Annotated in this window: 9 protein-coding genes and 1 riboswitch; of the genes, 5 read left to right on the top strand and 4 right to left on the bottom strand. The window is 70.7% G+C overall.

Annotated elements, in window-relative coordinates:
• Window positions 1-70: 70 nt before the first annotated feature.
• From BN423_RS08650 to BN423_RS08640, 3 genes are read right to left on the bottom strand one after another with little or no spacing between them, the layout of a single operon-like run.
• Complete coding sequence (locus BN423_RS08650; protein ID WP_019239856.1) at window positions 71-862, bottom strand: energy-coupling factor transporter transmembrane component T family protein; 792 nt, start codon at window positions 860-862, stop codon at window positions 71-73.
• The gene (locus tag BN423_RS08645; protein WP_019239855.1) at window positions 846-2,729 is read right to left on the bottom strand and encodes an ABC transporter ATP-binding protein; all 1,884 of its coding nucleotides are present in this window, start codon (window positions 2,727-2,729) and stop codon (window positions 846-848) included. Before BN423_RS08645 ends, BN423_RS08650 begins: the two co-directional genes overlap by 17 nt.
• 1 nt (window position 2,730) lies before the next feature.
• Complete coding sequence (locus tag BN423_RS08640; protein ID WP_019239854.1) at window positions 2,731-3,300, bottom strand: ECF transporter S component; 570 nt, start codon at window positions 3,298-3,300, stop codon at window positions 2,731-2,733.
• A gap of 7 nt (window positions 3,301-3,307) precedes the next feature.
• Window positions 3,308-3,474, bottom strand: a riboswitch (FMN riboswitch).
• A 265-nt stretch (window positions 3,475-3,739) separates the two neighbouring features.
• Between BN423_RS08640 and murB the strand changes: the two genes are divergently transcribed.
• On the top strand, window positions 3,740-4,699 hold the full coding sequence (gene murB / locus BN423_RS08635; protein ID WP_019239853.1) for a UDP-N-acetylmuramate dehydrogenase: 960 nt from the start codon (window positions 3,740-3,742) through the stop codon (window positions 4,697-4,699).
• Between the two features lie 334 nt (window positions 4,700-5,033).
• Window positions 5,034-6,284: a serine hydroxymethyltransferase gene (gene glyA, locus BN423_RS08630; RefSeq protein WP_019239852.1), complete on the top strand. Its 1,251-nt coding sequence runs from the start codon at window positions 5,034-5,036 to the stop codon at window positions 6,282-6,284.
• A gap of 66 nt (window positions 6,285-6,350) precedes the next feature.
• Here glyA and BN423_RS08625 read toward each other — a convergent pair whose 3' ends face one another.
• Entirely contained in the window at window positions 6,351-7,535 is a 1,185-nt protein-coding gene (locus BN423_RS08625; protein ID WP_232385550.1) for a hypothetical protein, read from the bottom strand.
• Between the two features lie 249 nt (window positions 7,536-7,784).
• On the opposite strand from BN423_RS08625, the gene BN423_RS08620 reads away from it, so the two are divergent.
• From BN423_RS08620 to BN423_RS08610, 3 genes are read left to right on the top strand one after another with little or no spacing between them, the layout of a single operon-like run.
• Entirely contained in the window at window positions 7,785-8,069 is a 285-nt protein-coding gene (locus BN423_RS08620) for a hypothetical protein (protein WP_019239850.1), read from the top strand.
• Window positions 8,062-8,736, top strand: a complete 675-nt coding sequence (locus BN423_RS08615; RefSeq protein ID WP_019239849.1) for an amino acid ABC transporter permease — start codon at window positions 8,062-8,064, stop codon at window positions 8,734-8,736. Before BN423_RS08620 ends, BN423_RS08615 begins: the two co-directional genes overlap by 8 nt.
• A gap of 3 nt (window positions 8,737-8,739) precedes the next feature.
• Window positions 8,740-9,567: an amino acid ABC transporter ATP-binding protein gene (locus tag BN423_RS08610; RefSeq protein WP_019239848.1), complete on the top strand. Its 828-nt coding sequence runs from the start codon at window positions 8,740-8,742 to the stop codon at window positions 9,565-9,567.
• Window positions 9,568-9,797 lie beyond the last annotated feature (230 nt).

The raw sequence follows: 9,797 nt of genomic DNA, 5'->3' as shown, positions 1-9,797 counted from the left end.
TTTCGCTCAGTTTGGGAATCGGCTCTGTCCCCGATGGCCTGAAGCCGCCCCGCCGTAGTGGCGCATGCGGCTACAGTGCGATGAGAACGACGAGGTAGAGCGCACATACCGCGATCGCCATGGCGTCGTGCGGGGCGAGCCGCAGCTCGTGGTAGTGCGTGCGCCCCGCGCCGCCTGTGTAGCAGCGCGCCTCCATAGCGCAGGCGAGGCGGTCGGCGTGGCGCACCGCGGCGGAGAAGAGCGGCACCGCGAGCGGGATGAACGCGTGGATGCGATCGCGGAACCGCGCACCCTCGAGCTTCGCACCGCGCGCGATCTGGGCATTGGCGATGGCGCGCGCGTCCTCGCCCAAGATGGGCACGAAGCGCAGGGCGATGGAGAGCACGAGCATGCCCTCGCTCACGGGAACGCCCAGGCGCGCGAGGGGCGCGAGCAGCCGCTCCGCCGCATCGGTGAGCGCCATCGGTTGGGTGGTGAGCATGAGCAGCGACCCCATGAGCAGCAGGAAGAGGAAGCGCAGGGTGTAGAGGGCGGCCGCCTGCACGCCGCCCGTGGTGATGCGGAGCACGCCGAGGGCGACGAGCTCGGTTCCCGTTCCCACGAAGAGCAGGTTGAAGAGCGAGGTCACCACCAGGAAGAACACGACGGGCTTGAGCTGCGCAAGCAGGCGGCTCACGGGCACGCGGGCAAGGGCGATCGCGGCGAGCACGAAGGCGCCGGCGAGCGCGAGCTCGAGGGCGTTCGTGACGATGAGGCAGCTCACCATGTAGCCGATGGTCGCCACGATCTTGACGCGCGGATCGAGCGCATGGATGGGCGACGCGGCCGAGTAGTACCGGCCGATGCTAATGCGCGCGGACACGGCGCACCTCCTTCACGAGCTCATCGAGGGTGAGCGGGTCGCCTGCGATCGGGATGCCCTGCGCGCGCAGGCGGCGGGCAGCGGCAAGCGCACTCGGCACGCCGGGGAGCAGCTGCTCGTCGACGGAGAAGACCTCGCGCGGGCTGCCCTCGGCCACCACCGCGCCCCGGTCGAGGGCGATGACGTGGTCGGCGAGCTCAGCGACGTCGTCCATGTCGTGCGTGATGGTGAAAAGCGTGGTGCCCCGCGCCTTGAGGCTGCGCATGAGGGCGCGCATGCGGCGGCGGGCCTGGGGGTCGAGGCCAGCCATGGGCTCATCGAGGATGAGGATGCCCGGGCGCATGGCGAGCACGCCGGCGATGGCGACGGCGCGGCGCTGACCGCCGGAGAGGGCGAACGGGGAGCGGTCGAGGAGACCCGGTTCCGCGGGCAGGCCGACCGCGTCGAGCGCCTCCGCGATGCGCCGCGCCACCTCCTCCTCGTCGAGTCCGAGGTTTCGGGGGCCGAACGCGACGTCGTCGAAGACGGTCTCGGCGAAGAGCTGGCGCTCGGGCAGCTGCGCCACGAAGCCCACGCGGGCGCGGAGCTCGTCGCGGCGGGAGGCGTCCGCGCTGTCGATGCCCGCTACGAGCACCCGCCCGGTGTTGGGCAGCTTGAGCGCGCAGGCAAGCTCGGCGGTGGTGGACTTGCCCGACCCGGTTCGTCCGATGAGCGCGGTGAGCGAGCCCGCCGGGACGGATGCGGTGAGGTCGCGCAGGGTGTCCGCCGTGCGCGGCATGCGGCGAAGGCGGATGCCCAGGCGCGCGAGCAGGCCGGTGCGCCTATGCGGGTGGCGCTCGTCCGCATAGGAGAACGAGACGTGCTCGAGCGCGATGGCGGGGGCGGGGGAGCTGCCGGGCGCGGGGCCGGGCGCGTGATCGCTGGCGGGCGCGGGCGTGCGCGGCGTTGCTGCCGCGGGCTCTATGCCGGGTTCGTGCGTCGCTTCGGTCGCATCGCATGTCGCGAGCGCGTCCTCGAGGCGCAGCTCGAACGGAAGCTCGAGCCCGAGCCGCTCGATGGCGTCGCGCCGGGCGAACACCTCGGCGGGTGTGCCGTCGAGGGCGACCGTGCCCCGGTCGAGCACGATGACGCGATCCGCGTCGAGGGCGTTGTCCATGAAGTGCGTGATGTGGACGATGGTGATGCCGCGCGCGGCGAGGTCGCGGAGCACGCGCTGGATGGCATGGCGACCGCGGGCGTCGAGCATCGCGGCGGGCTCGTCGAGCACGAGCACCTCGGGCTCCATGGCGAGCGCGCCCGCGATGGCCACGCGCTGGCGCTGGCCGCCCGAGAGGTCAGCGGGGTCTGCCTGCGCGAACGCCGTCATGTCCACGGCTTCGAGCGCCGCATCGACGCGGCGGCCGATCTCGGCCGTCGGCACGCCGAGGTTCTCGGGGCCGAAGGCGACGTCGTCGGCCACGATGCTCGTCACCATCTGGTCATCCGGGTATTGGAAGACCATCGCCACGCGCCGGCGGATGTCGAGCGCCTGCTCCGGGCTGCCGTCGACGTCGCGGCCCACCACGCGCACCCGCCCCTCCGTGGGGACGAGCAGGGCGTTCATCAGGCGTGCGAGCGTCGACTTCCCCGACCCGTTGCCGCCGAGGATGCACACGTGCTCGCCGCGCGCGATGGAGAGCGTCACGCCGCGTAGCGCCTCGGTGCCGTCGGGGTAGGTGAGGCGGACGTCGGCGAAGTCGATGACGGGCTCGGCGGCTGCGGCTGCCGCGTTGTGTGCGGCGGCGGGGGTGGCTGCGCCCGCGGGGGCGGCACCGGCGGCTGCAGTGGAGGTGGCGCCGGCGGTCATGCCGTCAGAGGCGCGCGCCATGCTACCGCGACCCCGAGCCCTCGGGCGCGAGCACGGCCATGCAGGGCGCGAGCAGCGCCTGCCCCGCCACCACGTTGATGACCATCTTGAGCGCGTTGAACGGCAGGAGGATCGGCAGGATCATCGCGGCCACATCGGCCACGGTGACCGCGGTGTAGAGCGGCGTCACCACGAGGTTGAGCGCGCACGACACGATCACCGAGAGCACGGCGCCCACGACCATACCCGCGATCGAGCCCGCGCGCGTACGACGGCGCGCGTAGATGAGCGCGGCGGGGATGATGAGCGCGCAGGTCGAGACCATGCCCATGGGCGCGCCGAAGGGGTCGAGGAACACGCGCGGCAGCCACGAGATGATAGCGACCGCGGCGCCCAGCTTGGGACCGAAGGCCAGCGCGGCGATGAGGCAGACGATGCCCGACGGGTCGTACATGAGCCATGGGGCCGCGGGGAAGATGGGGATCTGGATGAAGCTCAGGATGAGCGACGCGGCGGTGAAGAGCGCGGTGAGCGCGACCTTCCTGGTGTTGACGTGCGAGGTGCGCTCGGTAGCGCGCGTGGGACTGCTCATGGCAGCGCCTCCGTTTCTTCCATCCGGACTGTACCGTCGGCTCCGGAATCTCACCGGATCGGCCGCATGTGCGGCTCGCGGGCTCCTGGCGCGGCGCGCGGCTTCCTTTCACTGCACGCGGGATGTTGGCCAGTTACCGCCGGTAGGGAATCTCACCCAACCCTGAAACTATGCGAGACCACTATACCCGTTCGGGGCCGCTTGACGCCGGAACGTAACAAATCCCTGCAGAACCACGACACATCCGGGTCGCGGGAGCGGTGGCTGGTGCGGCGGCCGGAGGCTGCAGCGGCAGCGTCCCCGCGCGCAGACAGTCGCGTTTTATGTGGTTCGAGCGCGCGTGGGTGGCGGGAAGGCGGGGCGGGTCGGCCAGTCAGGGTATAGTGGGTGCGAAGAAACCACGAGATAGCGCGGCTCGCGCCGTGAGAGGGCGGTCCCCATGCACGAATACAGCACGATGAGCGACGAGGTCATCTGCGCGCTCGGCGCGGCGGTGGGCGAGGACAACGTGCTCCTCGCCGAGCCCATGAGCGCGCACACCACGTTCAAGATCGGCGGGTCGGCGGACGCGGTCGTCCTGCCGCGCACGCCCGAGGCGGCGGCGCGGGCGCTCGACGTGTGCGCGATCGCCGATGTGCCGGTGACGGTGGTTGGCAACGGCTCCGACCTGCTCGTGGGCGACCGCGGCATCCGCGGCGTCGTGGTGCTGCTGCGCGAGAACCTCTCGGACGTGCGCATCGAGGGCACGCGGGTGCACGCCCAAGCGGGGGCGCTCCTGCGCGACGTGGCGCTCGCGGCGGCAGATGCGGGCCTGTCCGGCATGGAGCCGCTCTGGGGCATCCCCGCTGCGGTGGGCGGTGCCTGCCATCAGAACGCCGGTGCCTACGATGCCTGCATCGCGGACGTGCTCGAGACGCTCACGGCCTACGTGCCGGGCGCCGTCCTGCCGGATGGTTCGCGCGGCAAGGGCTCGGTGCGCACGTTCGGCCGCGATGAGCTCGCGTTCGGATACCGCGAGAGCCGCGTGGCGACGGATGGGCTCGTGGTGCTCGAGGCCGTGTTCGCCCTCGTGCCGGACATGGAGGCATCCATCCGCGCCCGCATGGACGACTACCAGCGCCGTCGCGAGGAGAAGCAGCCGCTCGAGCTTCCCTCCGCCGGTTCCACCTTCAAGCGGCCTGCGGGCTATTTCGCCGGGAAGCTCATCATGGACGCCGGGCTGCGCGGGTGCCGCGTGGGCGGGGCGCAGGTCTCGGAGAAGCACTGCGGGTTCGTGGTGAACACGGGCGGGGCGACGGCTGCCGACGTCAACGCCCTCATCGAGCACGTGCAGGCCGAGGTGCGCGAGCAGTTCGGCGTGGAACTCGAGCCCGAGGTGCACCGCATCGGCGAGTTCTAGGCCATCCGGCGCCTCGCGTCGGCGTTTTTCACGCGCCAAGCGCCCAAAGTGGTGTTCAAATTCAGATATGCGCGATTGCGGAGCCCGTTCAGCCGGGCTCGTCGTGGCGCGCACAGGAAAACCCCAGGATTGCCTTGCGCCGATAGGGTCGTTCGGGGCGTTTCGGCCCCGTTTGACGCCCCGCGCGGCGATCGAATCGCGCATATCTGAATTCTGCCACCACATGAGGCGCCTTCGATGTCGAAAACGCCCCGCCGTCCGGCGATAGCCCCCTCGCCAAACGGCCGCGGGGGGCGTATCGTGGAGCCGCGTCGCCGTCGCACAAGGAGGTTCCATGACCTACGACCACGTTGCCCAATCGGATCCGGCCGTCGCCGCCGCGCTCGCGCAGGAGCTCGACCGCCAGCGCCGCACCATCGAGCTCATCGCCTCGGAGAACATCGTCTCGCCGGCCGTGCTCGAAGCCGTGGGCAGCGTGCTCACCAACAAATATGCCGAGGGGTACCCGCGGCATCGCTATTACGGCGGCTGCGAGAAGGTCGACCTCGTCGAGGACCTGGCGCGCGACCGCGCCTGCGAGCTCTTCGGCTGCGCGCACGCCAACGTGCAGCCGCATTCCGGCGCGAACGCCAACCTCGCCGCGTACATGGCGCTGCTTGAGCCCGGCGACACGGTCATCGGCATGAGCCTCGACCAGGGCGGTCACCTCACGCACGGCTCGCCGGTGAACTTCTCGGGACGGCTGTACCGCTTCCTGTCCTACGGGTTGGATCCCAAGACCGAGACCATCGACTACGACGGCCTCGAGCGCCTGGCGCGGGAGGAGCGGCCGAAGCTCATCGTGGGCGGCGCGTCGGCGTATCCGCGCGTCATCGATTTCGAGCGCCTCGCCGCCATCGCGCACGGCGTGGGCGCGAAGCTCATGATCGACATGGCGCACATCGCCGGCCTCGTGGCGACGGGCGCGCACCCGAGCCCCTTCCCGCATGCGGACGTGGTGACCTCGACCACGCACAAGACCCTGCGCGGGCCGCGCGGCGGGCTCATCCTCACGAACGACGACGCCCTCGCGAAGGCCATCGACAAGGCGGTCTTCCCCGGTACGCAGGGCGGCCCGCTCATGCACGTGATCGCGGGCAAGGCGGTCGCGTTCGGCGAGGCGCTCCAGCCGGAGTTCGCAGCCTACATCGCGCATGTGGTGGAGAACGCCGCGGCGTTGGGCGAGGGGCTCGTCGCGGGCGGCCTGCGCCTCGTGTCCGGCGGCACGGACAACCACCTCTGCCTCGTGGACCTCACGGCGTCGGACGTGACCGGCCGCGACGCCGAGCGCCTGCTCGACAGCGTGGGGCTCACCGTGAACAAGAACGCCATCCCGGGCGAGCCACGGTCGCCCTTCGTGACGAGCGGCATCCGCGTGGGTTCCGCGGCAGGCACGACGCGCGGCTTCACGGCCGACGAGTTCCGCGAGATCGGCTGGCTCATCGCGCGCGCCGTGTTCGGCAAGGATGATGAGGCGGAGCTCGCGGCGATCCGCGCCCGCACCGCCGAGCTGCTCGCCGCTCACCCGCTCTATCCGGAGCTATAGCCGCGCCGGGGTGCGCCCGGCCCATTCGGGACGGCCCTCGATGCGCCCCGGGAGCGTCCGAACCGCCTAGTCGCGCATGCTATGGACGAACTTCTCGACCGCCTCGACGATGAGGTCGATGGGCGAGGCGCACGTCCGCATCGACGAGGCGTCGCTGTACGGCCGCCGCGCGCAGAAGCTCACCGCCTGAGCCAGGGGCGTCGCTTCCGAGAGGTTGGTGCGGCCGTCCGCGATGAGCTGCTCGGCGAGGTCGGATGCGAGGTCGCGCCGGTCGAGGGCGATGAGCGCCGCCACCAGGTCGACCGCCTCGTCGTCCGAGAGGCTGTCGATGCGCCCTTCGCACCCCCTCAGGGCAATCTCCGCCCACCGGACGTTGGCTGCCGCCCGTCCCAGGATGCGCGCCCCCTCGGGCATGAGCCGGGTGCCCATGTCGACGAGCAGGGCGCGCGCCACGAACGCGGCGATGAGGAGGGCGACCGTTCCGTAGGCGAGCGCGCCGTCGATGTCGGCGGTCACGGGCAGGGCGATGCCCAGGATTGTGACGAGCATCATGACCGGCATGCTGAAGAGGATCCGCGGAATCAGGCCCGGGTGTTCGACGAGCTCCGCGCGGCAGAGGTCGTCGGTGTAGCGCCCGAGGTAGCCGCCCAGCCGGGTATACCGCTCGCGTACGCGATCGGTGAAGGTGCAGAGCTCCTCGACGGTCGCGCTCACGGTGCCTGGCGGCATCACGAGGCCGACCGCCCCGCAATCGATGTCGTCGAGCGCCGTCGTCCGCACGCTGAGTACGAGCCTGCCGCCGTATGCGTGCAGCGGCTGGCTCGAGGCCGCGCGCCGCCCGCGCCGTCGCTCCCTTCGCCGTGCGCGCTGATCGGAGACGATGGGGCCGGCTTGCAGCTCGTCGGCCTCGTCTTCCGCCCGCTCGCGTCGCTCCGCCTGCGCGGGGCTCAGCTCGATGAACGAGAGGTCCGCTCGGGCGATGAGCTGCACAATGCGGGCGAGAGCGGCCTGCACGGCGTCGGTCTCGCTGCGCGTCTTGAACTCGCTGTGGCAGCGCAGCGCCGCGAGGAGCGTCGGGTGCAAGGCGGGCACGCGGGGCGACGGGGCCTCGTCCTGGGGAATGGGGATGTCGCCGTGCGCGCTTAGCCGATGCTCGATACCGCAGCAGACGATGTAGGCGATGGGGATTCCCCAAGCGGTGATGAACGGGTGGACGGCGGCGAGCACGTCGGTAAGGGTAGCTGGAAGCACGGTGCGCCTCCTTTGGGCGATGCGGTGGCGCGCATGCCGCGCGCCGTCTCCAGTTTACGTGCCCCCGGGTACGCGCTGCTCGCGCGGGCGCAGCCCTTACCAAGCCTTTACCGGTGCAGGGTGGCGAGGGGGTCGAACCGCCGCGACGGCAAATTAACCATGCCCTATTTGCATGGTAAAGCATGCAATATAGGTCTTTTACATGATATGGGGCGACCCATACCATAGGTTTCGAAAGGAGCTGATGGTATGAGCGACCTGTCTGAAGACCTCGAGCGCTGCCTCTGCGACTGCGCCTGTGACGTCCGGGCCGCGGCGCGCGCGAAGACCTCGTGCACGGAGGGCCGCGTGCGCGAGACCAAGCGCGTCCTTTTGGGCGAGCGCCAGCGCCTCCTCGATGAGCTGCACGCCTCGCAGCGCGGCATCGACGCGATCGATCACATCCTGCATCGGGTGAGCTGCGAGTGCGTGCCCGCCAGCCAGCGCGGCACCGACGCGCCCCGGCACGACGGCGAGGTGAGCGCCCATGGATAGCGGCCTTGTCACGCTGCTCGTCGATTCATTCCCCAAGATCCTCATCCCCGGCCTCATGGTGACGCTGCCGCTCGCGCTTGTCTCGTTCGCCTTCGCGCTCGTCATCGCGGTGGCGACGGCGCTCGTGCAGTACGCGAACGTGCCCGTGCTCAAGCACGTCGCGCGCCTCTACATTTGGATCGTGCGCGGCACGCCGCTCTTCGTCCAGCTGTACCTCGTCTACTTCGGCCTGCCCGACCTGGGCATCATGCTCGATTCGCTCCCGACGGCCGTCATCGTGCTCTCCGTCAACACGGGGGCGTACGCGGCCGAGACGATGCGCGCGGCGCTCGAGAGCGTGCCGGCGGGCCAGCTGGAGGCGGGCTTTTGCGTGGGGATGAGCTATCTGCAGGTCATCCGCCGCATCGTGCTGCCGCAGGCGTTCCGCACGGCGTTCCCGCCGCTTTCGAACGAGCTCATCTCGCTCGTGAAGGACACGTCGCTCGTGGCGAGCATCCTCGTGGCGGAGATGTTTCGCGCGGCGCAGGAGATCGTCTCGCGCGAATGGGTCACCATGCCCATCTACCTCGAGGTCGCGGCGATCTACCTGCTGTTCTCGACGGTGCTCACCTGGCTGCAGCGCATGGGCGAGCGGGCGCTCGCGCGGCATGGCATGGAGCGGGGGTAAGCTATGGCGGAGATGCTGAACCATGGCGCGGAATCGCGGGCGGTCGGGCGCGGAGACGCGCCGGCCCAGCCGCCCATGCTCGCGCTCACGGGCGTGCGGAAGTCGTTCGGCGGCACCGAGGTGCTGCACGGGGTCGACCTCTCGGTGCGCAAAGGCGAGGTCGTGGCGGTGCTCGGGCCGTCCGGCTCCGGCAAGACGACGCTCCTGCGCTGCGCGAACCTCCTCGAGCGCGCGGACGCGGGCACGCTCGAGCTCGCGGGGGAGCGCCTCGACCTCGCGTCCGCCACGCCGCGGCAGGCGGCCGGGGTGCGCCGGCGCACGGGGTTCGTCTTCCAGGGCTACAACCTCTTCCGCAACCGCACGGTGCTCGGCAACGTGACCGAGGGGCTCGTCGTGGCGCGCAAGGTGCCGCGCGCGGAGGCGGAGGAGCGCGCCCGCGCGTGCCTGGCGCGCGTGGGGATGGACGACCGCTGCGATGCCTATCCGGAGGAGCTCTCCGGCGGGCAGCAGCAGCGCGTCGCCATCGCCCGCGCCATGGCGACCGACCCCGAGATCATCTTCTTCGACGAGCCCACCTCGGCGCTCGACCCGGAGCTCACGGGCGAGGTGCTCGGCGTGATGCGGCAGCTCGCGGAGGACGGCATGACCATGCTCGTGGTCACGCACGAGATGGGCTTCGCGCGGAACGTCGCCGACCGCGTCGTGTTCATGGAGGACGGCGCGGTGGTGGCCGAGGCGTCGGCGCGGACGTTCTTCGACCAGCCGGCGAACGACCGCGTGCGCGCGTTCCTGCACCACACGATGGGTCATTTGGGGACGTGTTCCTTTTGACCCCTTATGGGTTGGTTGGGGACGTGTTCCTTTCAACCCATTCCTTTCAACCCCTCGGCGCGCTACGCCCATGCGAGGCGCGCGACCGTTTGAGAACAACAGCGTAAGAAAGGCGGAATCACGATGATGGGCAACATGACACGCAGGGGTTTCCTCGCCGCGACGGCGGGAGCGGCCGGTGCGGCGGCGCTCGGGCTCGCGGGCTGCGGCGGCACGGGCGCGTCGGCGGG

Source organism: Enorma timonensis (genome assembly GCF_000321165.1).
Lineage (GTDB): Bacteria > Actinomycetota > Coriobacteriia > Coriobacteriales > Coriobacteriaceae > Enorma.
Note: the sequence above shows the minus strand (reverse complement) of the source record. Positions and strands in the feature narration are given on the sequence as shown.

Coding starts and splice junctions, on each gene's coding strand:
- BN423_RS08645 (WP_019239855.1), bottom strand. CDS start 2,729: ATGGCGCGCGCCTCTGACGGCATGACCGCCGGCGCCACCTCCACTGCA.
- BN423_RS08640 (WP_019239854.1), bottom strand. CDS start 3,300: ATGAGCAGTCCCACGCGCGCTACCGAGCGCACCTCGCACGTCAACACC.
- murB (WP_019239853.1), top strand. CDS start 3,740: ATGCACGAATACAGCACGATGAGCGACGAGGTCATCTGCGCGCTCGGC.
- glyA (WP_019239852.1), top strand. CDS start 5,034: ATGACCTACGACCACGTTGCCCAATCGGATCCGGCCGTCGCCGCCGCG.
- BN423_RS08620 (WP_019239850.1), top strand. CDS start 7,785: ATGAGCGACCTGTCTGAAGACCTCGAGCGCTGCCTCTGCGACTGCGCC.
- BN423_RS08615 (WP_019239849.1), top strand. CDS start 8,062: ATGGATAGCGGCCTTGTCACGCTGCTCGTCGATTCATTCCCCAAGATC.
- BN423_RS08610 (WP_019239848.1), top strand. CDS start 8,740: ATGGCGGAGATGCTGAACCATGGCGCGGAATCGCGGGCGGTCGGGCGC.